The sequence below is a fragment of the Myxococcus xanthus genome (assembly GCF_006402735.1).
GTDB classification, from domain to species: domain Bacteria; phylum Myxococcota; class Myxococcia; order Myxococcales; family Myxococcaceae; genus Myxococcus; species Myxococcus xanthus_A.
Genome location: NZ_CP017174.1, coordinates 5962480 through 5988972, shown reverse-complemented (window position 1 = coordinate 5988972; position 26493 = coordinate 5962480). Strand labels below are relative to the sequence as shown.

The following is a 26493-nucleotide window of genomic DNA, read 5'->3' as shown; positions in this document are numbered from 1 at the left end:
TTCAGCGTGAAAGCGTCTGCAACAGCTGTTCCAGGGTGGTGGATGGCGCGTCGATGACCTGTCGCGCCGAGGCCGTGAGGCCCTTGCGCGCGTTGTCGATGGCGGCGGGGCGCTCGGTGCGCAGCGGCCACACCTGGGCGCCCGGACGGCTGGGCTGGGCCAGCGCGAGGAAGAGCGCAGGGGAGGCCGCTCCCAGGCTGATGAGCAGCCGGGGCTTCTCGCCCTCGGACCAGAAGAAGGCCGGCGGCTGGTGCGTCCACTTGAGCAGCCGCGAGGACAGCTCCAGCCAGGCCACTGGCCCCACGCGCGTGGACAGCGGACAGTCCAGGGTGACGCCAGCCGGTGACTGCTCCCTTCCGCGCTCGCCCGCGCACGCGGTGAGGAAGGTGTGCAGCGCGTAGTAACGCCCACCTTCCGGCGTGCCCTCCACCACCGGGCCCAGCAGGTCCACGGTGTGGTGGTCCGCCAGCACGGCGTTGAGCAGCCGCTTCGCGAGGCTGTAGTCCCCCGGCCCCGGCAGGGGCAGCGCCGCCACGCGCTCCAGCAGCTGTGGCACCTCCAGCTCCGCGGCGGACTGGGCCAGCGCACCGGCGGCGCGCAGGAAGGGCTGGTACGCCTCTGGTGTCAACGCGAGCCGCGAGGCCGTCTCCGCCGAGGACACCTCGGTGAAGACAGCCAGGGGGAATGTCCGGCCCACGCTGTCCTGGCTGGGCGCCATCAGCCCCACCAGCGCCTGCTTCTGGCCGGGCGCGGTGAAGACGAAACAGACGGGCTCGGCGGGCAGGTCCACCCGGGCTCTTCGCGAACGCTCCACGCCCGCTTCCATCCAGCCGTAGAGCTGGAGGGCCAGCGGGGTGGCCGCGTTGTGGCGGATGAACTCGGCCTGTCGGGGCGTCTTGCCCAGCAGGCCGATGCGCGGCGACTGCACTGCCATGTCAGTGAACTCCATCCGCCGCGATGGCCTGCGGCGCGCACTCGCCCTTGCGCGCGATGCTCGTCGGTGGCTGCAGCCCCGGGTCCCGGAAGATGGCCAGCAGCTTGGACGTGTTGCCCGACATCCCGAAGAACGGGTTGGCGGTGCGCTCCGGACGGAAGTCGATGGAGACCAGCGCGCCGTTCATCTCCTCGATTTCCCACGTCGCGGTGAAGTAGCGGCCGTCCGCGCTGGGCTCGATGCGCTTGACGCGCTCCAGCAGGCGGAACAGGCCCCAGTCACCCTCGGCCTCCAGCGTCGTCTCCGTGGAGCCATCCGCGCTCTGCACGGTGATGCGGGCGCCGAGCTTGCCGGCCTGACCGGGCCAGATCATCGGCTTCCACACCGTGTCCGGGCCGTTGCGGTACGTCTCGTCCGTACCGTCGAGTGTCAGGGTGATGGATGAAATCTGCGACGCCATGCCGTCCGCGGAGACGCCCGGGCGCAGGCGCACCTGGAAGCGGACCAGCGGGTCCACCGTGTCGCCGCCAGGGAAGAGCGTGGTGGAGAGCGCGCCCGTCTTCTCCAGGAAGCCGAGCAGGTCAGGCCGGTACATGACCCCGCCTGACGAGGTGAACTCCCACCGGCGTCCGGTGGCCACCACGTCCTCCAGGAGCTGCTCCTTGACGAACTTGCGCACCAGTCCGCCTTCGGGACGCAGGAACTCCGCGACCTCGGGCAGCGGCGCGTCCGCCTGCGACGCGCGGTCGAACGGGTACTTCCCCTTGAAGGCGCTGCCCCAGGCCATCACCACCTGGTCCTGCCACAGCTTGCTCTTGTTGCAGGCCACGCCTACGAACACCACCGAGCGCATCTCCTGGAAGGGCGGCAGCAGCAGCCGCTCGAAGATTGCGACGTTGTCCGTCTGCTTGCGGACCATCATCTCCACGTTGTTGCGGGTGGACTCAATCTTGTCCAGCAGCAGGCCGGACTCGGCCGGCTTGTCCTTCACCGCCAGCAGCGTCGTCTGGACGGTGGCCAGCTGGTCCTCGTACGAATCCAGCGCCGTCAGGGACTCCTCGCCGTCCTCCGTCTTGGAGGCCTCCGTGGCGAAGCGGATGAGCGAGGCGAACTCGCGCTCCAGGTCGCGGGCCGTGACTTCCTGGGCGCCGGAAGGTGAGTTGGCGTTCAGCAGCTCGCGCTTCTTCGGCACGTCCTTCCCAGACTCCGAGCCGAACAGCTTCCCCGCCTTGGCCAGGAAGCCCGTGTCGGCCTCCGCCGCCTTGGTGTCGCGCTTGTCGAGCACCACGTTGTACGTGAGCGCGCGGAACAGCCGCCCATAGGGCTTGGGCTTGCCGCGCGTCAGGTTCGTCAGCAGGCTCTCCATCTGCGTCAGGTTCTCCGGCGCCTGCACGCGGATGGAGCCGAGGAAGTCCTTCCACTCCTGGGTGTAGGCCTCGAAGTAGCGGGTGCGCAGCTCGCGCCGCGAGCTCACCGTGTCCACCTTCTCATCGCGGTCCAGCACCCACGACTGCTGGTCCTGGAAGGCCAGGTCCAGCCGCTCGCGGATGACGTCGTCGTAGGCCTTGCGCGTGAAGGCGCCTCGCACGCGCGAGGTGGCGTTCATCTGCGGCACCGAGCCCACGAGCTGCTCCAGCGTCACGTCCGGGTACGCGCCGCTCATGTTGGCCACCAGCTGCGCCAGCTCCAGTCGCACCAGGGGCACGTTGTTGAGCGAGCGGCGCGCCGACTGCACTACGCCGGTGACGCGGCCGAAGGCGATGCGCTGCTCGCGCGCCGGCTTCTGCTCCTCGGGGAGCATCTGCTCATTGGCGAGCATCAGCAGGAACGTCTCCGCGTGGTTCGCCACGGCCCGCTCGTCCACCGCGTCGCCCCGCACGCGCTTCCAGTGCTTGACGATTTCGTCCTGGAGCCACTTGCGCTGCAGCTCGTCCAGCTCCGGCTCGCGCGGGTCGCGGGGCGTCGTCACCAGCAGGTACATCTTCAAGTCGTCGAAGTACTGGCGGTACGCGTCGAAGTGCTTGCTGTAGTCCTCGTCGCTGCGCACCGTCAGCAGGTCCGGGTTCTTCCCGAAGCTGTCCAGGCGCTGCTGGATGAGCTCGAACTGCTTGCCGAGCAGCACCCGGCGCAGCGCCGCGTTGTAGAACTGGCGCGCCTGCGGCAGCAGCTTCTGGCCCTGGTAGAGGCCAAAGCGCATGAACACGGGCGCGCTGCTTTCCTCGTACTCCGTCAGCTCCTGGAGCCGGTTTCGCAGCGGAATCAGGTCCTCGACGCGCCGGATGTCGTCACGTGGGTCCAGATTCACACTGGTGATGGCCTCGGTGACGGCCTCCGCCATGTTGCGGTTCTTGAAGAAGGACACCGTGGGCAGCGACAGCAGCAGCACCGTGGCGGCGGAGGCCGCGCTGGCCAGAATCATCCGCTGGCGGCGCACCCGCGCTTCCTCCAGCGAGCTGCGCACCGCCACCTGCTGGTCCTGGAACATCACCTTGGTGAAGACGTCCCAGAGGAAGTAGCTGCGGCCGTCCGTGGCGCCATCCGTCTGCGCCCGGCCGTTGGTGCTGCCGAAGATCTCCGCCGCGGACGGGGACACCTTGTCCACCGGGCGCAGCTCCTGCGTGCCACTGTTGAAGTACAGGCCGCGGAAGACGGGCGTGTCCTGGAACACGTTCTCCAGGAAGAGCGGCTGGAGGAACTCCGCCAGGTTCTTCCGGAGCGCGTCGAACTTCTGCGGGAAGCCGTAGATCTTCTCGCGCGTCTCCAGCCGGCGCTCCTGGCCCAGCCGGCGCAGCGAGCGCTGCTCCAGCACGGAGAGCATCTGGTCGAAGCGCTCGCGGAACAGGTCCGTGCTCGCCTCGCGCTGCTGCTCCAGCGGCACAGTGAAGCCCCAGATCTGCCCGCGCTCCACGCGCGACAGGTCGGAGAACATCTCCACGAAGCCGGGCAGCAGGTCGCACTTGGTGATCATCACGTACACCGGCACCAGCATCTTCAGCCGGGTCGTGATTTCATCCAGGCGCTCGCGGATTGTCTGCCCCATCTCCCCCACGGCCTGCGGGTCCGCGTTCAGCAGCTCGCTGACGCTGATGGCCACGATGAGGCCGTTGATGGGACGGCTGGGGCGGTGCTTCGCCACCGTGTCCAGGAAGGCCAGCCACTCCGGCCGGTCCTCCTCGGTGCTGGTGTAGCGGCCGGCCGTGTCCAGCAGCACGGCCTCGTTGGTCAGCCACCAGTCGCAGTTGCGCGTGCCGCCCACGCCGCGCACGCCGCCGCGCGCGGAGAGGTAGGGGAACTTCAGCCCGGAGTTGCGGAGCGCGGTGCTCTTGCCGGCGCCCGGAGGACCGACGATGAGGTACCAGGGCAGCACCGCCAGCGCGTCCTTGCCACCGCGCGCCAGCTTGGAGGCCTTGAGCGCCTCCACCGCCTTGGTGAACTCCGACTGCATGGCCTTGATTTCGGGCTGCAGGTCCGGCCGCACGGTGGTGGCCTGCTCATCCGCCTGCGCCGCCAGCGCGCCCTCCAGCTTCTTGGCCGCGGCGCGCGCGCGGATGCGCTTGACCAGCCACACCACGCCGGCGGCCAGCATGCCCGCGAGCGCGGCGATGATGGCCGCCTGCTGCATGGAGAAGCCCAGGTAGGTCATCAGGGCGAACATCGGCGCGCCGATGCCCAACAGCGGTAGCAGGTACGCCATCACTGCGCCCCCCCCGCTGCCTGGGTCTGGCTGGCGCTCGTCGCCGTGTTGCGGGCCGCGTGGACCTCGATGCGGCTTCTCAGCTCACCGACCTTGTCGTTGAGGAAGAACTGCAGCACGCCGTAGAACAGGACGGCCACCGCGAGGGCCCCGGCGGAGATGCCCACCATCGACGCCTTCTTGCGCTTGGAGAGCAGCGATTCGGTGGGCCGGTCCCCGTGCGGCGACAGCACGTCGAAGTCGAAGGGCCGTGCGCGCTCCAGGTCCTTCTGCACCGTGTCGATGAGCGTCATCAGCTCCAGCTCGCCGCCGCGGATGCGGTAGCGGCCCTGGAAGCCGAAGAGCATGCACAGGTAGTAGACCTGCAGCACCTCATGCCGGTGCGGGTCCTTTCGCACGGTGTTGAGGCGCGCGAAGAAGCCGTCACCGGCGACGTTCTCGTTGAAGTAGTGGAGCTGGAGGGGCATCCAGAGCTGTCGGTACTCCTCCGGGCGGCCCAGGACGACCTCGTCGATGAGCGCCACCAGCGCGTAGGCCATGTCCTGGGCATCCTGATGGCTGAAGCCCAGCACGGCGGCGCGGCGCAGCGTCTCGTCCACCACGCCGCGCAGGCGGTGGTGCAGCGTCTCGGGCGGGGGCACCGCCGAGGCTTCGGAGCCGCGCAGCTGGATGGCGGCGTCGAAACAATCCTTCGTGGCTTCGGTGACTCGGTCCATGGGCGGCTCGGGGCGTCAGCGATTGGCGGTGGGAACCGCGAGCAGTTCCACGGTCGTTCGGCTCGCGTCGAACGGCTGCGGGAGGTAGATGGCGAGGTTGCGGTCCCGCATCACGTTCCTCCAGTAGCCGTCATTCATGGAGAGGCTGAAGTAGACGGTGCCCGGCTGCACGGGAACTTCGGGCGGCGGCCGGTACGTCACCGCCAGCGGCACGCCGGGCGCGGCGGCCTGCACCAGCGCGCGGATGTCCTCCCAGGCGGCCACCTTCGACAGCTTGGGAAGCTGCTCGGCCACCACCCGCTCTGGCAGCTCGCTGCGCACCGCGAGGATGAAGTGGCCGCAGCGCTCCAGCCGGTCGTCCTCCAGCCGGCCGCGGAACATGCCGTCTGCGCCCGCCGTCAGGTCCACCGACAGGCACTGCTCAAGCGCCACCGAGCGCATCAGCTCGGAGAGGCGGCGGAACAGCTCCTCGAAGGTGGCGCGCAGGTTGGTGAACTGGAAGGTGGGCAGCGTGGACGGGTCCGCGCTGACGGAGAAGGTGCACAATTGCCCCGCGCACTGCGCCAGCGCCAGGTACAAGTCCCTGGGCCGCAGGTTGCCCGCGTCCAGCGCGTGCTGGAGGAAGGGGATGGTGCCGTTGAGCGCGTTGAGCTCCAGGAAGAGCGTCACGTCGCCCGCGGTGAACTCCAGCGCCGAGGCGTCCCGGTGCCGCCGCCGCGAGGACAGCTGCCGCTGCTTGGACACCAGCAGCCGCAACATCGTCCGCAGCTCGTTCATGATGAACGGGGACGCGTCGATGCGCAGGCACGGCGGGATGAAGGACTCCACCAGCGTCAGGTTGCCGGAGCGGTCGCGGGACAGCTCGCACAGCTTGATGGACTCGAAGTCGTCGCGCGGCTCGGTGCCGAACAGCAGCCTCACGTTGCGCTGACCGAAGGCCACCTGCGAGATGGAGGTGGAGGCCGTCAAATCACTGACGGGGCGGGAAGCGGGCGTGTAGCGCGGGCTGCTGCCCAGCCGCTCCCCGCTGCCAAAGCTCTCCACGCCGCTGCGCTCGCGCGGCACGCCCAGGTACACGTCCAGGGTGCGCTGGGCGGGCGGGAAGTAGCCATCCGCGGGCCTCGCGGGCGGCGCCTCCGCGTCTCCGGACTCGAAGGAGACCGGCAGCCCGTCGGGGAGGATGCCGGTGAAGTGGGTCAGCTGCACCTGGCCGGCGCGCAGCGCCTCCATGTCGAACTCCAGGGCCACGACGCCCCAGGGATACGGTTCGAGCGAGGCCAGCCGCTGATCCAGCAGTTGCTCGTGGTAGAGGTCCTGCTGCTGGAGGTGGTGGGGGCTCATGAACATGCCCTCCGACCACACGACTCGCTGCACGGACTTCATACACCTCTCCGCGGCGACACGCCGTCGCCTGCTTGGGGTTGGAGTCGAGGCTCCGGCGCCTGCGTCATGGGCCGGAACATCAGGTCAATCTGATAGCCTTGCAGCCGGTAGCGGAAGACCTCGTCTCCCGGCTTCGGGTCGCCCTGGTCACCCGCGGGGCGCTCCACGCAGCGCGCTTCCTCCACCACGGGGAGCGCCGCCACCGTCCGCCACGAATAGCCCAGTGGCTGCCGGAAGTGCCCCATGGCCAGGACGAAGCGGGCCTTCGGATCACGCTGCACCCAGCGCTTCACCTGGCGGCCGGGCGGAATCACCAGCTCGGCCACCTGGAGCAGGTCCTCCTTGAGGAACTCCTCCGGCTTGCCCCACATGTCCTTGAAGCCCGCGCGCTCCAGCCGGACGCTGTCCTTGAGCTGGACAATCTGCACCACGGTGGGCAGCGAGCGCCCGCGCGCGTCAGGATTGAGCTGCTCCGACGCATCCACCACCACCTGGAACGGCGGCGGCGTCTCACACGCCTGGGGCACACGCTTTACGCAGCCCGCGCTCCCGCTCAAGGCGGCCGCGAGCGCGATGACCACACCCCACCGAAGGTTCCGGCCGGCACGCTTCACCCGACCGGCGCCTGTGTGTCCTAGCGCCAAGATTCGCATTCCTTGAAAGAGCGCACGGGTCCTTACAACTTCCGTGCGAAGCGTAAACTGCCAGACAGGACGGACAGGATTCAAGCCACCCCCCAGATGGCGGTTCCCTGTTTGCTCCTAGTTCTCGGAAATCTTGGAGCCCTTGATGACGACGTCGCCCGACGCGGTGACCTCGATCTTGGCGCCCTTGATGACCACGTCCCCGTTCTTCTTCACCTGGAGCGTGGCGGAGCCGACCTTGAGGGTGAACTGCTCCTGGGCAACCAGTGAGATTTCCTTGGCGGACAGTGTGTAGGCGTCCTTGGCGGCGTGGTTCACCTTGCCGGCCACGCTGACCAGCATGTCCTTGTCTACCTTGAGCGTGCGGGACTTACCCACCTCTTCGGAGAGGTCCCCGCCCACCTGGAGCGTGCGGGCGCCCTTGACCGTCTCGGACTTCTTGGCGCCGACGACCTCCACCTTGGCGCCGCCCACCTGTTCGGACTTGAGGCCGCCCACCAGTTCGTTGAAGGCGGCGCCCACGGTGACGGCGAGCGCGCCGCCCACGTTGAGCATCTTCCCCAGGGCCACCGTCTCCGCGGAGGCCATGGCCACCGTGAGGGCCTGGTTGCCGCTGACGCTGATGGACTGGTCCCCGGCCACCGCTTCGGTGTGATTGCCGCCCACGGTGGTGGAGCGGTTCTGCGTGACGGCCAGCGTCTGGTTGCCGGTGACGGTGCTGTCGTCGTTCTTCTTCACCAGCAGGGCCTGGTTGCCCTCGATGACGCGGGAGCGGTCCTTGCGCACCAGCAACGTCTCGTTGCCGCGGACCTCCTGCGTCTTGTCGTTCTCCACGACGATGTTGAAGTCCTTCTGCGCGTGCAGATAGACGAGCTCGCTGCCGGCCGCGTCCTCGAAGCGCAGCTCATTGGAGCCCGCGCCGCCGGGGCTGGAGCTGGAGCGCAGCGTGCTCTGCGTCTTGTTGCCGGGCAGGTCGATGGGCGTCGGATTCGCCCCGTTGTAGACGCTGCCGGTGACGATGGGCCGGTCCGGGTCGCCCTCGAGGAACTCGACGACGACCTCATGGCCGATGCGCGGCAGGTACAGGGCGCCCCAGCCCGGGCCCGCCCAGGCCTGGCTGACGCGAATCCAGCAGGAGCTTTTGTCGTTGTTCTTGCCCTCGCGGTCCCAGTGGAACTGGACCTTGATGCGGCCGTGCTCGTCGGTGTGGATCTCCTCACCGCTGGGGCCCACCACGATGGCCGTCTGCGCGCCGGGAATCACCGGCCGGGGCGTCACGCGCGGCGGGCGGAAGGGCACCTCCGCGGGCTGGAGGAGGAACTCGTTGCGGTAGTCCTCCCGGCTGCGCAGCGAGCCCTGCTCGATGCTCAGCGCCTCCGACTGGTGGCCCAGGTGCCGCACGGAGACGGGCAGGTACTTGCGGTTGGCGGCTTCGTCCGGGTGCTCCGCCAGTTCGAAGGAGTGGCCCACGCAGATTCGGCGGCTGTAGCTGGCGCCCGTCACCGTCTCCGCCCGAGCGCGCAGCTCCTCCAGGCGCACCTTCGCCAAGCTGCGGCCGGGCGCGGGCTCTTCATAGCGGCCGGGGTAGTCGTAGATTTCGAGCGCGGCCTCTCCGTTCTCCGCCTCGGAGCTGGTGCCCAGGTCCTGGGCGGGGCGCAGGAAGTTGTAGTCGCGCAGGGCCACGGCGCCGGGCTGCACCTCCATGCGGGAGACCAGCTCGTGGACGTACTCCTGCGAGGCGACCATCTGGCTGCGCTCGCGGAAGACGAGCTTGGATTCGCCCTGCATCGCGGGATTGGCGGAGGCGCCGTCGCCAATCACCATCATGTGGGCGTCCTCGCCGTGCTCGAAGAAGTAGAAGATGCCTTCTTCCTCCAGGAGGCGGGACACGAAGTCGAGGTCGGACTCGCGGTACTGCACGCAGTAGTCGCGCTTGGGGTACTCGCCGGTGAGCGCCAGCCGGTGCTCCACCTTGGCCTCGTCCAGCACCTTGTGGACGATGTCCGGGACGGTCATCTCCTGGTAGATGCGGCTCTTGCGGCGGTGGCGGAGCGTCCACAGCCGCGGCACCACGGTGGCGCGGTAGCGGCGACGCTCGGGGCCGCTGCCTTCATCCCACCGAGACATGCGCGACACGATGCCGTGGAAGAAGCGCGCGGTGCCGTCTCCGAGCATGACGGTGAGCCGGGCGTCCTGACCCAGCAGCGCCTTCTCATCCACGTCCACGTCCGGCCGGGCGGCCAGTGCCACCTCCACCGCATAGGGCTGGGACAGCGTCTCCTCGGCTTCAAAGCCAAGGACGGCCAGCTCCCCGGCGGTGAAGGACCCTGCCTGGAACTCGAACTCAGCCTGGTTGGCTTTCAAGGCGGCGTTCGCGATCATCCACAGACCCCCAGCGCGGGGCCTCGTCCATAGGATTGGGCCCGTTTGTGGTGCGGCAGCATGCCACGAATTGGCGTACCAGGGGGGCCTGACACGAAATTTTCATTGCCGGCGTGCGCTGACGCTGGGGCCACCCCATTCCAGGTCGGACTTCGGTGTAGAGTGGAAAAGGGGGGCTGGCTTGAAACTGCGGGTCTTCCCGGGGTACCCAGACGGCTTCGGGGAGAACCATGAGAAGAAAAGAGCTCCTGCACCGCGGGCTCGCGCTGGCACTCGCGCTGACGTCCCTGTCCGCCGGGGCGCAGGATGCATCGCCCCTCCAGCGCGGTTTCGATCTGGAGCGCTTGGAGCTGAACCCCGGGGCGGAAGGCTCGCTCCTCGTGGGGCTCGGTGAGCTCCTGCCCAAGGGACATTACCGCGCGACCGTCCTGGCGCACTACGCCCACAACCCGCTGCTCTTCGTCGACACGGGCCGTGAGCTGGCGGTGGTCGGGAATCGGGCCACCGCGCATCTGGCCGCCGCCTATGCGCCGTTGGCCTGGCTTCAGGTCGGGCTCCAGGTGCCGCTGGTTGCCTTTCAAGGTGGGGATACCCTGCTCATGCAGGAGCGGAACATCGCCGCGCCCGCGAGCCAGGCCCTGGCGACGCCCCTGGTGAGCGGGCGGTTTGGCTTGTTGCGGCAGGAAGTGCATGGCGGCGTGGACCTCGCCGTGGAGCTGGGCGTGGGATTGCCGTTGGGCTCACGGGATGCGTTCTCACGGGATGGAGATTCGCTGCGCTTCTCGCCGAAGGTGATGGTGGGGCGCCACTTCGGCTTCATCCGGGCGGGGGCGGAGGTCGGGTACACGCGGCGGCCCCGGTTGTTGTTGACGGAGAAGGAAGGCGACCTCGAAGACGAGGTGGGCGAGGAGCTCCGGGTGGGCCTGGCGCTCGCGACCACGGGGCGGCGGACGCGGTGGGAGTTCAACGTGCGGGGCATGGTGCCGCTGACCAACCAGCCCGCCTCCGTGGAGCTGCTGCCGGGCGGTCGCTACCTGGTCAACTCCTCCTTGGAGGTGTTCGGGCTGGTAGGTATTGGCGTGGGCTCCGCGCCGGGAACGCCGCTGTTCCGGTTGATGGTGGGCGGTTCCTTCGGCCAGGTGACGCCGCCGCGCGGCCCGGGCGAGTCGTCCGTCATGTGCGAGATGGGACTCCCGCCGGAGGTGAAGGTCGTGGAGTGCCCCGACCTCGACGAGGACGGCGATGGCGTGCGCAACACTGATGACAAGTGCCCCCTGGTGGCGGGTGACGTGGCGCGCAGCGGCTGCTCCGCGCAGGACACCGACGGCGATGGCATCGAGGACATGCTCGATGGTTGCCCGTTGGAGCCGGGACCCGCGGCGCGGCAGGGCTGCCCCACTCCCGACGAGGACAGGGACGAGGTCCCGGACGAAATCGACAGCTGTCCCACGGACCCGGGACCCGCGGACAATCGCGGTTGCCCGATTCGGGACACCGACGGCGACGGCATCGACAACGACAAGGATGAGTGTCCCAGCGAGCCGGGGCCCGCGGAGCGCAATGGCTGCCCCGAGTCGGATTCGGACAAGGACGGCGTCCCCAACCGTGTGGACAGCTGTGCCAACGAGCCCGGCGACGCGAAGAACCTGGGCTGCCCGCTGCATGTCCTTCCCCTGGTGGAGCTGCGGCCGGACCGCCTGGTGGTGATGGGCAAGGTGTTCTTCGAGCCCGCGCAGGCACGCGTGCAGAGCCGCTCCTTCGAAGTGTTGGACTGGGTGGCGAAGGTCATCAATGAGCACCCGGAGATTCCGTCCGTCGTCGTGGGCGCGCACACGGATGACCGTGGCTTCCCGGACGCGAACCGCCGGCTGTCGCAGGGCCGCGCGGAGTCGGTGCGTCAGTACCTCATCACCAAGGGCGTGGAGCCGGGCCGGCTGCAGTCCGTGGGCTTTGGCCAGGACCGCCCCATCGATAGCAATGCGACCTCCAACGGCCGCGAGAACAACCGCCGCGTGGAGTTCCTGCTGGTGGTTCCCGAAAAGGAGAAGACGGGCACCCCCCGTCGCTAAGCCATGGGCCATCCAAAGAGGGGCGTCTTGATGAAGGGCACGGGGCTCAAGGCGGCGCTCGCGGCGGGCGTGTTGTTGAGCGCCATTGTCGCGGTGGCTGGGCCGGACACGTTCTTCCTGGGATTGGGCAGCGATGGCTTGACGGTCCCGTCCGCCCAGAACCAGCCCACGGAGGTGCAGGTCAATACCTACGCCCCGGTGATTGCCATCACGACAACGAGCGAGGGGCGTCCTCAACTGATGCTGGGCAACCGGCGCCAGGGCAACGCTGCCTCCAACTTCGCCAACGACCGATTGGTGATGGTGCTCCAGACAACGGGCATCACCCCGACCGAGGTCCCCGATGAGGCGTTCGAGCAGGACACGCTCGAGTTGGGGAACAGCGCGGTGGGCCGGTGGGAGTTGGGAACGATTACGGGCTTCAACAGCACCACGGGGGCGCTGGTGCTGTCACAGCCGCTCAAGTACAGCTACGCTCCTGACGCCACACAGGTCATTCTCGTTCCCCAGTACACCTCCGTCACCGTCGCGGACGGCGCGCGTATCGAGGCGTTGCCTTGGGATGGCGCGTCGGGCGGCGTCGTGGCGTTCCTGGCTCAAGAGGGCATCCAACTCAATGGCACGGGCGTCATCAGCGCCGCGTCGGCCGGATTCCGTGGCGGCGTGTTCACGCGTGAAGAAGTCGAAGACGACCCTGCGGAGGGGTGTGACCGAACCGATGACGGGGCCGGGGACTTCCGGCTAGGGATGAAGGGGGAGGGGCTGTCGACCACGCGCTACACCGGGGCCGGGGCCCTTCGAGGCCTCAGGAACTTCACCCATGGCGGCGGCGGCGGCGTGTGCAAACAGTCTGGCGGCGGTGGTGGCGGCAACGCGGGTATGGGCGGATTGGGGGGCAGGTCGATGGACGGCAGCCGGAGCATGGGCGGGCGTGGTGGCACGTCTCTGAGCTATTCACCGCTCGACCACCTGACGTTCGGCGGTGGAGGCGGCAGCGGTCAGGGACACACGGCGACCGCTCCGGCTCCCAACGGTGGACGGGGAGGCGGGATTGTCTTCCTTCGCGCGGCCAGCCTGTCAGGTGGCCGGGTCGATGCGTCTGGCGCGTCCGCCGCCGAGAGTTCGGACAGTGGCGGCGGTGGTGGGGCGGGTGGCTCCATCTCCGTCCGCTTGACGGAGACCTGCAGCACCACCGCTATCGTGGCGAACGGTGGCAACGGAGGTGATGTCGATAGTGTGCAGTCGGGGACGGTGAACGCCGCGGGCCCGGGCGGTGGCGGCGGTGGTGGACGTGTCCTGCTTCAGGCGGGCGCTTCGTCGACCTGTCCCATCTCGGTCGACAGTGGCGTGGCGGGGCTGACCTCGGACGATGGCGAGGCGCCGGTGGCTCGGGGGGCGATGCCTCCTGCATCGTCCATCCGGCTCCCTCCCTACGTCGGCTCGGTCACCTTCCTGGTGGGCGGTATGCCCGAGACGATTGCCGCGCCGGAGCTGACCATCGCGAACGCACTGGTGAAGACCTCGTCTCCGCTGGTGACAGGAACCGGAGCGCCTGGGGCCGGGCTATTGATCTATCGGAACCGCCCCGGCCAGGCCTCGGTGCAGGAGTTCGTGGTGCGCACCGTCATCGGTGCGAATGGCACATACGCCGTGAACGTCCCGCTTCAAGAGGGGAGCAACACGCTGAAGGCGGCCGTGGAGCGCCAGGGTTTGCAGGGGAGTTACTGCACGGATTTGCCTGTCACCGTGGACACCCGCCCACCGGATACACGCGCCTCTACGAGCCTGTCGTTTCCGACCAATGCCGATGAAATCACCTTCACCGTCGAAGGAGATGAGGCAGAGGGCCAGCGATGCGATAACGCGGCGACCCTCCCCTGCACGCTGCAGTGCCGGCTCACGCGGCCTTCTCAGCCCACGCCAGCCTTCAGCCCCTGCACGTCCGTTTCCAGTCATGACATCTCAGCGGCCGGCGGCACCTACCGGTTCGAGGCGAGGGCGATCGATGCCGCGACGAACGAGGACCCGACGCCCGCCGTCATTGAATTCGTGGTGGACCACGACTCACCGGATGTGAGCATTCGCTCGACGAATCCAGCGCCTCCTGTGTCCATGTCTCATTTGGACATTGCTGCGTTTGGTTTTGATTCGAATGCCAGTGATTTGGACCGCTTCGAGTGCAGACTGGGCGTGGCGGTTCCTCCCGAGGAAGACCCGGAATACGGCGCGTGGGCGACGTGCCCGGCGAACCATGTCCTGTCCGGGCTCCTGCACGGGCACGGCTACACGTTGGAGGTGCGCGCGGTGGACCGTGCCGGGAATCAAAGTCCCGAGGATACGCACCCGTGGACGGTGGACCTGGTGGCGCCCGACACGGAGTTCACCGCTGCGTTGCCGGAGGTGACGTCACAGAACGTGCCGTTCGCATTCGGTAGCGACGACACGGACGTGGTGCGCTTCGAGTGCAGCCTGGACTCGGCGCCCTTCGCGACGTGCACCTCGCCCTTCACGCCTGTCACTCCGCCGGCGGACGGGACGCACACGTTGCAGGTGAGGGCGGTGGATGAAGCGGGCAACGTGGACCCGACGCCCGCGATGCATACCTGGGTGGTGGACACGGACGGGCCTCCGGCGACGATTCGACTGGGCCCGCCGGACCCCAGCAACCAGGCGACGGCGGGCTTCGACTTCGATTCGACGGCTGCGGATGTCGTGCGCTTCGAATGCCAACTGGCGGAGGTGCCCGCGACGGGCAGTTCGACGACTGGCACGTGGGCTACATGCCCCGCCTCGAAGCTCTATTCGAACCTGACGCATGGCTCGCGCTACACGTTGTTGGTACGCGCGGTGGACCGTGCCGACAATCCGGGGACGGAGGACACGCACTCGTGGACGGTGGACCTGGTGGCGCCCGACACGGAGTTCACCGCTGCGTTGCCAGAGGTGACGTCACAGAACGTGCCGTTCGCATTCGGCAGCGACGACACGGACGTGGTGCGCTTCGAGTGCAGCCTGGATTCGGCGCCCTTCGCGACGTGCACCTCGCCCTTCACGCCTGTCACTCCGCCGGCGGACGGGACGCACGCGTTGCAGGTGAGGGCGGTGGATGAAGCGGGCAACGTGGACCCGACGCCCGCGATGCATACCTGGGTGGTGGACACGGACGGGCCTCCGGCGACGATTCGACTGGGCCCGCCGGACCCCAGCAACCAGGCGACGGCGGGCTTCGACTTCGATTCGACGGCCGCGGATGTCGTGCGCTTCGAATGCCAACTGGCGGAGGTGCCCGCGACGGGCAGTTCGACGACTGGCACGTGGGCTACGTGCCCCGCCTCGAAGCTCTATTCGAACCTGACGCATGGCTCGCGCTACACGTTGTTGGTACGCGCGGTGGACCGTGCCGAAAATCGGGGGACGGACGTCCCGCACTCGTGGACGGTGGACCTGGTGGCGCCCGACACGGAGTTCACCGCTGCGTTGCCGGAGGTGACGTCACAGAACGTGCCGTTCGCATTCAGTAGCGACGACACGGACGTGGTGCGCTTCGAGTGCAGCCTGGACTCGGCGCCCTTCGCGACGTGCACCTCGCCCTTCACGCCTGTCACTCCGCCGGCGGACGGGACGCACGCGTTGCAGGTGAGGGCGGTGGATGAAGCGGGCAACGTGGACCCGACGCCCGTGATGCATATGTGGGTGGTGGATACGGCCGCGCCAGATACCGCCATCAGTCTCACGTCTCCGGTCCCCCCGCGGAACCCGAACAACTCCCGCTCGGCGGCATTTGGCTTCACCTCCTCCGCGACGGACGTAGTCCGTTTCGAATGCAGGCTGGACACGACGGAGCCCGAGTCCACCACGGGAACCTGGCAGACGTGTCCCTCTGCCCATGTCATCAACGACCTCGTCAATGGCACCACCTACCAGCTTCACGTCAGGGCGGTCGACCGGGCGGGAAACAGTGACGCGTCGCCGGCCAGCCATTTGTGGCGTGTGGACGTGACCCCTCCCAACACGGTGTTTACGCAGGCGCCTGCGGAATTGACGAGTGACCTGGTCGCGACGTTTGGCTTTGCGTCACCTCAGGACTCGGATGTCGACTATTACGAGTGCAGCCTGGATGGAGACCCCTTCGAGAGGTGCGTCTCTGGCGTCGAGTTCCAGGTCGACGACGGGGTGCACAAGATGCTCATTCGCGCCGTGGACACGGCGGGAAACGTGGACGACACGCCCGCAACGCATGTCTGGCGGGTCGACTCCGGTCCTGTCATCACTGAGATCAGGGCGCGGCCACCGCAGCTCACCAACGAGTCGGTGGCCAGGTTTGTCTTCACGTCGAACAAGGGGCATGTGGCGTTCCGGTGCAAACTGGATGACCAGACCGAAGTCGACTGTGGCTCCATCACGCCAGATCCAGAGGATCGGGAGACTGAGCACCCCTTCAACGTATCGGATGGACGGCACACGCTGAATGTCCACGCCGTGGACCAGGACAACGGAGACCGGGATGAGACGGGTGCCTCCTACACCTGGTCCGTGGATACGGTTGCCCCGGGGCCACCGCTCATCACGGAGCCCATAACGGCGTACGTCAACACGACCACGCCTGTCATCCGGGGAACCGCCCCCGAGGCCGGGACGGTGACGGTGTATCTGGGGGCACTGAACGTCGGGCAGGCGGCGACGAGCGGCACTCTCTCCTGGGAGCTGAGCGGCCTCCAGTTGGAGGAGCGGCAGTACACCCTTCGCGCCACGTTGACGGACCCGGCATCCAACACGGGCTCACTGAACGCCTCCGAGCCGCGCGTCTTCACCGTGGACGTCACGCCGCCGGACACCACCATCACCGGGGCGCCCCCTGCTCGGGGCCGCGAACGGACCGTCACTTTCGAGTTTGAGCATCGGCAGGAGGTGAACTTCGCTGGCTTCCAGTGCAGCCTCAATGACGAGCAATACCGGGACTGCACGACGCCTTACGAGGTCATGGTTCCCCAGGATGGTACCTATCTCCTCAGCGTTCGCGCCCGCGACCTTGCTGGCAATCTGGATCCGACGCCTGCCACCCATACCTGGTTGGTCGACTCCAAGCGGCCCGAGACGAGCATCATCAACAAGCCTGGCTTGTTCGACCACTCGTCGCGCTCCGTGTTCTTGTTCGGCTCCGATGAAGAGGAGGTTCGCTACGAATGCAGTCTGAATGGCGCCGCATTCGCGCCCTGCGACAACCCCGTCACGCTGCCTCCGCTTTCGCAGGTGGCGCACACGCTGCAAGTCCGTGCTGTGGACAGCGTGGAGAACGTGGACGACTCCCCGGAGAGCTACACCTGGACGGTGGATGACACGCCCCCAGAGGTCCCTTCGCTGAGCTTCCCGACGCCCGGTGCCCTCGTGGAGACGCGCACGCCGCAGTTTCGAGGAACCGCACTGGGGGAGGCCAGCGAAGTCGTGATCAGGGTGGATGGCGACGAACGCGGGCGGGCGTCCGTGGATGGAGCGGGGCAGTGGCGCTTTACCCTGACGGGGTCGTTGCCCGACGGCGAGCACTCCGTGAGCGTCTACGCGGTGGACCTGGCTCGCAACCAGAGCGCGGCCAGCGAGCTCGTGACCTTCACGCTCATCCCATCCACGGAGATCGACTCGCGAGGAGGAGGCCTGAGCTGTTCATTGGGTGGCAGTGGCCAGGCGCCTGTCGCCTCCCTGGGGTTCGTGGCGTTCGCCCTGCTGGCCGCTCGCCGGAGGAGGCAGCCGTAACCGGCCGCCTTTGGGGGGAATGGGGCGGCGCACGCATCCGGTTGGGGGATTGCGTGCTTGCTTCGGCGGGGAACTTCGGCTACTTGTGCCCCACCGTCAGAGCTGTCTGCGCGATTAGCTCAGCTGGATAGAGCGTTGGCCTCCGGAGCCAAAGGCCGCAGGTTCGAATCCTGCATCGCGCGCAGGGACAGGGCCCGGAACCGAGGGATTCATCCCGCCGGTTCCGGGCCTTTGTCTTTCCCGCGAGGGGCGGAGACTTCCAGGCACGCTGCACCCGTCCTGCGGGCTACACGCGGTGTCCGGCTTCACCCAATCTTCATGGCGCATGGGCTCTACTAGAGTCCGCGCTCATTCGTCAGGTGGCGAAGTCCCCGGGGGGACTCGTTGCTGGAGTCATGGAGCGAGGTGAGTGTGATGCGCCGTATCCCGTTGAAATCCTGGTGTCTGCTGCTCCTGGTGGGGTTGGCGGCGTGTGGGGGAGAGAGTGAACCAACGCCTTCGGGTGTGCCAGGAGCGCCTCGCTCCGTGTCGGCCACACCAGGTGACTCCCTGGTCACCGCGACCTGGTCGGCGCCAGAAGATGCGGGCGACAGCCCCATTCAGCGCTACGAGGTTCGTGCCCTGCGCAACGGCGTTGTCGCCCACACCCTGGAAGGGACAAGCACCTCGCTCACGCTCACGGGGCTGACCAACGGTGAGACGTACACGCTGGTCGTCGTGGCCATCAATGCGCAGGGCGAAGGGCCCGCGTCCGCGCCTTCCGAGGCCGTCACGCCCCGCGTGATTCCGGGAGCACCGCGCGAGGTCACCGCGACGCCGGGAGACCGCAGTGCCAATGTGGCCTGGAGCCCTCCCGAGGCGACGGACATGCCCATCACCGGCTACACCGTCACCGTCCGGCAGGGAGAGACGGTGGTAGCGACACAGGCATCAACGGAGCTGCACGCCGCCGTTTCAGGACTCATCAACGGCACCGACTATCAAGTCACCGTGGCGGCTGCCAACGCGGTGGTTGCGGGGCCGGAGTCCGCGCCGGTCGCGGTGACGCCGGTGTCCGTCCCTGGCGCGCCCCGGTTGTGGGTGCACAACCGGACCGCGACCGCGCTGGCGTTCGGCTGGGAGCCAGGGGACACGGGCGGCAGCCCCATTACCGGGTACCGGCTGGTCCTGCGGGAGGGGGACTCGGTGGTCCAGACCGCCGATACGACGGAGACCTTGCACTGGTTCAGGAACCTGTCCACGGGCACGCCGTATCGCGTCGTCGTCATCGCGATCAATGCGCAGGGAGAGGGGGCGCCCGCGGAGTTCGAGGCGCAGCGGCCCTGTGGCCTGCCAGGAGCGCCGACGACGTTGATGGCCGCGCCCGGGGATGGGCAGCTCACCCTCACCTGGCTCGCGCCGGTGGAGACCGGGGGCTGCCCCCTCATCGGTTACCGCGTCGAGATCATGGGTGTGGTTGGCGGCGCCTCGACCCGGACTGAAACGAACACGGATACGCGCTTCGTTGCGACGGGGCTTCGGAACGGAGTGCTCTATTTGCTCGTGGTCCACAGCCGGAATGAGGCTGGGATGAGTGATTATTCGACTCAGGATCAGGCCACGCCATATCCCGCGCCGGGGATGCCGGGGAACTTCACCGCCACGCCAGGCGACGGCACGGTGCTTCTGTCGTGGACGGAGCCTCCATTGAATGGGGGGCGTATCTCGCGGTACGTGGTGACGGTCGAGCCTGCGGTGGGCGAAACGGACACCTTCTATGTGAGCCCGAACGACCTGTCGCGGCTCATGGAGGGCCTGGTGAACGGGACGACCTACACGTTCACCATTCGTGCGGACAACCGCGCGGGGCAGGGGCCGACGGCGACGACGCAGGCCACACCCATGGCCCCGTGAGGCCGGTGGCCTCCGGAGCCAAAGGCCGCAGGTTCGAAGCTTTCGCTGTGAGCAGAGACAAGGGCCCGGAACGTTGTGGAGATTCTCCACCGATTTCGGGCCCTTCGCTTTCTGGACGGACCTTGCAGGAAGAGCGCTTCGCGCCACTTGCTTGAACCTGGGGTTGCCCCGATTTCGTGGCGCTCCCGCACTTGATGTGAGGCGTCGGATCAAGCGGCGAGCAGCACGCGACGGCGCAGCAAGTCGAAGCGGGCGCGGCCGTACATCTGGCGCTTCTGGAGTTTGAGCTTCGTGACGTGCGCCGGGCACGTGGGGCGAGCAGACCGGGCAGACGCTCCGCGAAAGTGCGACGAGTGCACTTCGTGTTTGGACAGGAGAAGCGACGCACGCGCAGTTGGAGCTGAACGGAGCGCTCGGCCGATGGCAGGTCGGCTGGGCGCCGGATATAGGTACGATGCGGCGGTATCGCTGGGCGTCTTGCAGGAGGGACATCGCGCGCCGCTGCTTTCGGGGCGGACCCCACGGAACCGGGGGAGTCCCAGTCGAGCATGCGGCGCGCTGGAGTTTCACGTGGCCTTGCTCAGTGGCAACGTAGCAACGCTACGAGAGCCAATCTGGCATCAAGGAACGCAGCCTCAATGGGATCAGCAGTTGCGGACGTCAGGGGGCATTGTCACACGATGTCCAGTTGCAATTGCTCCTGAATGCGTGACTGAAGTGATACCCGTCGCCGTCCGCATCCAAGACATCCCATCGATGTTGTCGAATGTAGTACTCCTGAACGCCGCATGCCTCGTACCAAGGGCATGCCCAATAGCTAGCACTGTGCTGCCAGTACTGCACCGATTCTCCTGCAAAAAAGACCCAGGATCCCCATGCGCCACCATTGTTGGCCATCGGCCCCCGTCCACGACTGGGTGACATCCGGGGCAAAGCCCTCTGAAGATTCTGGGTTGGCAACAACCTCATCTCGCGCAGGCATGACATGGGAGCCATCATGCGCCCCACTGAGCGATTCTGCCCTGACCAATGCTTCTGGCGGTGGCGAGCCTCCCGTAAGCCGACGATAGAGGTCGACGGCAGAGCGACCTGCAACATCCTCGTCACGCAAGATATGTCCATTTTCAACGGGCCCGCGTTCCATGATGAGTAGGCCACCGGCCCCCGAGTCGTAAAATTCAACATGGTGCTCAGGTGCCAGTTCGACACGAACAATCAGATGATTGATTTCATCGAGCCTTGGACGCAACTTCTGCTTGGCTTCCAGTGCGGCCACCGGATTGGATTCGTATAGTTTGTCGATGCGCTGGAGTGACAGTTGCGCTTCAGTGAGTGACCGCCAACAGAAATCCTAGTCGAAACGAGCGCTTGCTTTTCATTGCGTACCCCTCAGTCGACAGGGAATGCGCCACCGCCTGACCTGCGACCACATGTGCATCGCGCCCTTCTGCGGCGCCAATCGGGCATGGCCAGATATGCCGCAAACACGGTCATGTGACTTGTCGACTCCCGTCGATAGTGTTTGGTATCGCAAAGTTGCTTCCGAGGTCCTGGTCCGATAGTCGACATTTCCAGGGGCGCGTGGACGCTCGTGACGAGCTGGTGGAGGGTTGGATGGTCCCTGGTTCCGAATCTCCAAAATCCTGAGCGTTTGTAAGGGCTGGGAGCTCGCTCTTCCCGTGGGCTTGTTCAGGTGGGCGGTTGTCCTGCTCCAGGGGGGTGCGAGCACTTCCTTCTGAAGGGCAGGGTCCATGCAGCCTCTCTTTCCGGAGGCGGGCGTGATGCTGTAGGCCTGCGTTTCCCAGTGAGAGGGGAGGACTGTCGTGATGAACGGACGAATCTGTCTTTTGGCTGCGGTGCTGCTGGGGCTGTTTGGCGGGATGGGATGTGGCGGTTCGGATGACCCGCCTCCCCAGGAACCGCAGGTGACAGTACCCGGGGCGCCGACCCAGGTGGCGGCAGTGGCGGGGGACTCACATGTCACGGTGACGTGGGCGGCGCCCGCGAACAACGGTGGCAGCGCCATTCTCGAATACGCGGTGCATGTCTTCTCCGGTGAGAGCGAGGTCCGGGTGGTGCCGTCGCCCGCGTCCGCGAACCAGGCCCTCATCCCTGACCTGAGCAATGGCACGGCCTACGCATTCAGCGTGGTCGCGGTGAACGACCGGGGCCGTGGTGCTGCGTCCACGCGCACGGCCCTCGTCACGCCGCACGTGACGCCCGGCGCGGTGAGCAACCTGGTGGCCGTGCCTGGGAACCAGGAGGTCGTGCTGACGTGGGAGGCCGCCGATGGCAAGGGCATGGCCCTGACCGGCTATTCCATCACAGTGCAGGCCGAGGATGCGGGAGCCGAGTCTCAGCCGGTGACGGTCACCGTGACGGAGACGCGGGCCGCGCTGGTCGCGTTGACGAACGGGACGGCGTACTCCTTCACCGTCGTCGCGGACAACGGCCATGCGCAGGGGCCTGGGAGCTCCGTTTCGGCCACCCCCTTCACGACGCCGGGCGCTCCCGCGTTGACGGCCAGAGGGTATTCGACTCGCGTGTCCTTGCGCTGGACCACCGAAGACACGGGAGGCCGTCCCATCACCGGCTATCTGGTGACGGTGTACCTGAACGACGAGGTCCTACGGACCGTGGAGACGACCGAGTTGACGTTGAACGTGACGGGGTTGCTCTACTCGACGACCTATCACTTCACGGTCGTCGCACGGAACGAGGCCGGGTGGGGCACGATCTCGGAGCGCATCGCGAGCACGCTCGCCCGGAGCCCGTCAGTGCCGCTCAACGCCACCTGCGATACCTCTAGCGGGAACGTCACGTTCGCCTGGGAGCCGCCTGAGTTCGACTACGGGTACCCGGTAGTGGAATACCGTATCGCGACAATGCTCCGCGGCTATTACACCGCGTGGTACACCACCAAGCTGCGCTACGTCCTCCCGGAGATTCCTCGCGAAGGGAACCCCATGCGGTTCTCTCTCGTCGCCCAGAATGCGTATGGGTTTGGAAATTCCGTGGAGCTCTACTGCTACTTTGACTCGCTGCGCCCCTGAGGCCGCGCCGCACCTCCCGACGCCTTTGGCCTCCTGAGCCAAAGGCCGGGGGGGCAGGCTTCACGCCTCCACGGGCTCTTCGCGCTGCGGCAGGTGGAAGCGCACGGTGTCCACACGGCGGGGCGAGGACGCGACGACCTCCAGCACGAGTCCTCCCTCCGTCTGGACCTTCGTGCCCGGCCCGGGGATGGCGCCGCCGGACAGGGCGATGCACAGACCCGCCACGGTGGCGTAGTCCTGGTCCTCGTCCAGGTCCAGGGACAGCTCCCGGTTGACGTCGCGGATGCTCGCGGTGCCGAGCACCAGGGCGGTGTTCGGACCCTCGCGCTTGACGTACTCCTCCGGCACCTCGGACTCGCTGAGGATGTCGCCCACCAGCTCCTCCACGAGGTCTTCCACGGTGACGAGCCCCACCACGCCGCCGCGCTCGTCCACCACCACCGCCAACTGCATGCGCCGCTTCTGCAGTTCCTTGAGCGCGTCCATGGCCCGCATCGTCTCCACGACGAAGAAGGGCGGACGCATCACGTCCTCCAGGATGATGAGGTTGCCCTCCCAGGCCACCCCCAGCAGGTCCTTGGCGATGACGTAGCCGACGATGTTGTCCAGCGTGCCCTCGTACACCGGCATGCGCGAATGGCCGCCCTCCAGCAGGACGCGGCGAATCTCCTCCGGACTGGAGTGCCGCCGCAGGGCCACCATCTCGTCCCGCGCCACCGACAGCTCGCCCACCGTCACGTCGCCCATCTCGAAGGCGCGTGATGCAATTTCGCCGGCGTGCGGATCCAACGTGCCCTGCTTCGCCGCCTCCTCCACCAGCTGTTGGAGCTCCTCCGCGGACAGGCGGCCTTCGGTGAAGTTCGTCCGGTCGCCGAACAGGCGCAGCACCACGTTGGAGCTGGCGGTGAGGAACCACACCACCGGTTGCATCAGCCACGCCAGGCCGCGCAGAGGCCGGCCGATGAGCAGCGCGTAGCGCTCGCCGGCACGCAGCGCGAGTGACTTGGGCACCAGTTCGCCCAGCACCAAGGAGAGGTACGAAACGAAGGCCACCACGCCCGCCAGGGCGACTTCGTCGGCTTGCTGCTCGGGCACTCCCAGTCTCGTGAGGAAGTCACCCAGACGCGTGGCGATGCTCGCGCCACCGAACGCGGCCGCCGTGGCGCCGATGACGGTGATGCCAATCTGCACCGTGGCCAGGAAGCGCTCAGGGTTGCCGCGCAGGGCCTCCACCGCTTTCGCGGAGGTGCTGCCTTCTTCAATCAGTTCCCGCAGCCGCGTCCGGCGGACAGAGATGATGGCCAGCTCCGCGCCGGCGAAGATGCCGTTTGCCAGGACCAGCAACAGGATGATGAGAAGCTCGGTGACGATAATGGCCCTCCTCTCAGGGGCCCTCTACCCTATACGCCAGAGGCGGGCTGCTCACTCACCAAGTGATTGCAAGAGGAGTGACAATTGGTCGCGGCTCGCACCTTTTGGAAGGTAGTAGTGTGGCCCTGAGAGCAGGGCACTGCCTACATCCTGCGCCGCCGCGGACGTCAGGAAGACGATGCGGGGATGCGGCCCGCGTGGCAGATGCTCCACGACCTCCAGCCCGGACATGCCCGGCATGTTGAGGTCCAGCAGCATCACGCCATACCGTCCGCCGCGCCTCAGCGTCTCCAGGGCCTCTTGCCCATCCGAGGCCTCGGTCGTCTCGTAGCCAAGGTCCTCCAGGCTGAGCCGGAGGAATTCCCTCCAGTCCGCGTCGTCATCGACGACCAAGACCCTTCTTGCGCCGTTGTCCGTTGCCAGTCGCGCCAATCGTCCTCCCCCGACCTGAGATGAACGCTGCTGAAGGGCGCCATCATTCTCCGCGAGCGGTGACATGGTGCTCGCTGCGGCATGCGGGCAGGCAGGCCCTGGAAGGGCGCGTCGCCAGGTCAGCCCGCGAGGATGCGGTCGCCCCGGGGCAGCGCGGGCTCGGACGTCAGGGATGTCGTGCGCACCGGCATCAGGCGGGTGCCCCGGCCCACGCGCAGCCGGGTGCCGCGCCAGTTCACGGTGCGGGAGAAGAGCGCGTAGCTCCAGGCCGCGAAGAGCAGGGCGTCCTTGGCGAAGACGGCGGGCACCGCGTCCCACGACAGGGCTTGCGGCCGCAGGGCGCGCACGGTGGAGAGGTCCACCGCGACCTTGCCCAGAGCCACCACCAGGCAGAGCGCCGCGGTGTCGGAAGAGGGGGCCAGCATCGCGCCCAGCAGGGCCAGCGGCGTGGGGTTCAGCAGGGCCTGGGCCAGGTACGTGCCCGGAGACACCGCGGTCCGGTGAATCACGCTCCAGCGCAGATAGCGCTGGAAGAAGGACAGGACGCTCTTGCGCAGCGACACGTTGAACACGGGCGTGTGCGCCATCACCACGCGCCGGCCCAGCTTCCGCGTCACCCACTGGCCGATGACGTAGTCCTCCGCCAGCACGTCCTTCACGGAGAAGAAGCCACCCAGCGCGTCCACGTCCTCGCGGCGCAGCGCCATGGACTTGCCCACCACGATGTCCTGGCCCGCCAGCCGCTTGGCGGCAATCATCCCCGCCGCCGCGCTGGCGCCCAGGTGCAGGTTGTCCAGGAGCGAGCCGAAGGTGCGCTCGCCAATGCCTGACACCGGGTGGGTGACACAGCCCACCTCCGGGTCCGCGAAGGCCTGGGCAATCTCCTCCAGGTAGCCCGGCGCCACCCGCGTGTTGCTGTCGCTGATGACCAGCACATCGTAGCGCGCCCGGTCCGCCAGGGTGATGAGCTGGTTCACCTTCGGGTTGCGGCCCGGCTCGCCCTCCTGGACCTCCAGACGCATGACGTGGGGCCAGCGGGTGACCGCCGCGCGGGCCACGGCGAAGGCCGGGTCCCGGGCATCCTTGACGCCGAGCACCACCTCGTACACGCCCGCGTAGTCCAGCCCCGCGAACTGCGCGAGGTTGGCTTCCAGGTCGTCATCCACGCCGCACAGCGGCTTGAGGATGGAGATGCCCGGGCGGGGTGTGCCCGGTTGCGCGGCGGAGGACGGCTCACGCCGGTGGCGCAGCACGAGCGCGAACTGGACGGTGAGGACGAACAGTCCGATGCAGGCGGCGAGCAGCAGGACGGTGGAGGCGAGCAACATTCGCGGGCAATCCCCGGGGCCGGTGCGCCGTCATGGCGCGACCACGGTTGCCACGCTAGAGACCTTCCACGTCAGCCCCGCGAAGCGCCCGGGGCGGGCCGGGCAATTCGCGGTGACGGGCCGGTGAAGCCCGCGCCCGCGGGTTACTCCGTCAGGTTGCGGCTCTGCGGGTGGCGGATGTCCTTGCCGCGCACCATGTAGACGACCATCTCCGCCACGTTCAGCGCGTGGTCGCCGATGCGCTCCAGGTGCTTCGCGATGAACATCAGCGCCGTAGCGCGGCGGATGTTGCGCGAATCCTCCATCATGTAGGCGAGGAGCTCGTTGAAGATCTTGAGGAAGAGGGCATCCAGCAAATCGTCGCCCCGGAGCACCTCCTCTGCCTTGGCGACGTCGCCGGAGACGAAGGCGTCCAGCGACATGCGGACCTGCCGCTGGGCCAGCTCCGCCAGCCGGGGCGTGTCCACGTAGGGCGCCAGCGGGGGGGCCTGGTTCAGGTCGATGGAGCGCTCGGCGATGTTCACCGCCAGGTCGCCGATGCGCTCCAGGTCGGTGACGATCTTCAGCGCCGTGGTGATGAGGCGCAAGTCGCTGGCGGCGGGCTGACGCAGCGCCAGAATCTTCCGGCACAGCTCGTCAATGTCCACCTCCAGGCGGTTGACGTCCTTGTCGGCGGCGACGACCTTCTCGGCCAGGGCGCTGTCGCGGTCGATGAGCGCCTTCATGCTCTGGACGATGAGGTTCTCCACCTTCGCGCCCATCGCGAGCAGCTTCTCCCGCAAATCCCTCAGGTCCGCCTCGAAGGCCTTGTCCGTATGCATCGACGGCATGTGTCCGGTCCCCTTT

General features: G+C 67.5%; 15 protein-coding genes and 1 tRNA gene. 5 read left to right on the top strand and 11 right to left on the bottom strand.

Translation table 11 applies throughout. From position 1 onward, the window contains the following. Position 1: 1 nt before the first annotated feature. From tagF to BHS09_RS24290, 6 genes are all read right to left on the bottom strand, one after another. Positions 2-934, bottom strand: a complete 933-nt coding sequence (tagF, locus tag BHS09_RS24315; RefSeq protein ID WP_140799210.1) for a type VI secretion system-associated protein TagF — start codon at positions 932-934, stop codon at positions 2-4. A 1-nt stretch (position 935) separates the two neighbouring features. Further along, the gene (gene tssM, locus BHS09_RS24310; RefSeq protein WP_237079797.1) at positions 936-4628 is read right to left on the bottom strand and encodes a type VI secretion system membrane subunit TssM; all 3693 of its coding nucleotides are present in this window, start codon (positions 4626-4628) and stop codon (positions 936-938) included. Then, complete coding sequence (locus BHS09_RS24305) at positions 4628-5344, bottom strand: DotU family type IV/VI secretion system protein (RefSeq protein ID WP_090493012.1); 717 nt, start codon at positions 5342-5344, stop codon at positions 4628-4630. The genes tssM and BHS09_RS24305 overlap by 1 nt, the downstream gene beginning before the upstream one ends. Before the next feature lie 15 nt (positions 5345-5359). Further along, a complete protein-coding gene (gene tssK / locus BHS09_RS24300; protein ID WP_140799206.1) occupies positions 5360-6727 on the bottom strand; it encodes a type VI secretion system baseplate subunit TssK in 1368 nt (455 codons plus the stop codon). Next, complete coding sequence (gene tssJ / locus BHS09_RS24295; RefSeq protein ID WP_140799204.1) at positions 6724-7341, bottom strand: type VI secretion system lipoprotein TssJ; 618 nt, start codon at positions 7339-7341, stop codon at positions 6724-6726. The genes tssK and tssJ overlap by 4 nt, the downstream gene beginning before the upstream one ends. 147 nt (positions 7342-7488) lie before the next feature. Continuing rightward, entirely contained in the window at positions 7489-9753 is a 2265-nt protein-coding gene (locus BHS09_RS24290; protein WP_140799202.1) for a type VI secretion system tip protein TssI/VgrG, read from the bottom strand. 230 nt (positions 9754-9983) lie between these two features. On the opposite strand from BHS09_RS24290, the gene BHS09_RS24285 reads away from it, so the two are divergent. From BHS09_RS24285 to BHS09_RS24270, 4 genes are all read left to right on the top strand, one after another. Further along, a complete protein-coding gene (locus BHS09_RS24285) occupies positions 9984-11822 on the top strand; it encodes an OmpA family protein (protein ID WP_140793654.1) in 1839 nt (612 codons plus the stop codon). Between the two features lie 30 nt (positions 11823-11852). Continuing rightward, a complete protein-coding gene (gene agmC / locus BHS09_RS40070; protein WP_261344760.1) occupies positions 11853-17570 on the top strand; it encodes an adventurous gliding motility protein AgmC in 5718 nt (1905 codons plus the stop codon). Positions 17571-17678: 108 nt separating this feature from the next. Then, positions 17679-17752, top strand: a tRNA-Arg gene (locus tag BHS09_RS24275). 343 nt (positions 17753-18095) lie between these two features. Next, positions 18096-19463, top strand: coding sequence for a fibronectin type III domain-containing protein (locus BHS09_RS24270; protein ID WP_161604909.1), 1368 nt, complete (start codon positions 18096-18098; stop codon positions 19461-19463). A gap of 817 nt (positions 19464-20280) precedes the next feature. Here BHS09_RS24270 and BHS09_RS39490 read toward each other — a convergent pair. Further along, entirely contained in the window at positions 20281-20739 is a 459-nt protein-coding gene (locus tag BHS09_RS39490) for a hypothetical protein (protein WP_237077385.1), read from the bottom strand. 550 nt (positions 20740-21289) lie between these two features. Here BHS09_RS39490 and BHS09_RS24260 point away from each other — a divergent pair. Continuing rightward, a complete protein-coding gene (locus tag BHS09_RS24260; RefSeq protein WP_140793648.1) occupies positions 21290-22516 on the top strand; it encodes a fibronectin type III domain-containing protein in 1227 nt (408 codons plus the stop codon). 60 nt (positions 22517-22576) lie between these two features. Here BHS09_RS24260 and BHS09_RS24255 read toward each other — a convergent pair whose 3' ends face one another. The 4 genes from BHS09_RS24255 to phoU all read right to left on the bottom strand — a co-directional run bounded on the left by BHS09_RS24255 (position 22577) and on the right by phoU (position 26477). Then, positions 22577-23860, bottom strand: a complete 1284-nt coding sequence (locus tag BHS09_RS24255) for a hemolysin family protein (RefSeq protein WP_140793646.1) — start codon at positions 23858-23860, stop codon at positions 22577-22579. Between the two features lie 78 nt (positions 23861-23938). Further along, positions 23939-24280 (bottom strand): response regulator, encoded by a 342-nt coding sequence (locus tag BHS09_RS24250; protein ID WP_370527156.1) that lies wholly within the window; start codon positions 24278-24280, stop codon positions 23939-23941. A 158-nt stretch (positions 24281-24438) separates the two neighbouring features. Beyond that, positions 24439-25647: a ceramide glucosyltransferase gene (locus tag BHS09_RS24245; protein ID WP_140799198.1), complete on the bottom strand. Its 1209-nt coding sequence runs from the start codon at positions 25645-25647 to the stop codon at positions 24439-24441. A gap of 143 nt (positions 25648-25790) precedes the next feature. Next, entirely contained in the window at positions 25791-26477 is a 687-nt protein-coding gene (gene phoU, locus BHS09_RS24240) for a phosphate signaling complex protein PhoU (RefSeq protein ID WP_140799196.1), read from the bottom strand. Positions 26478-26493: the final 16 nt, after the last annotated feature.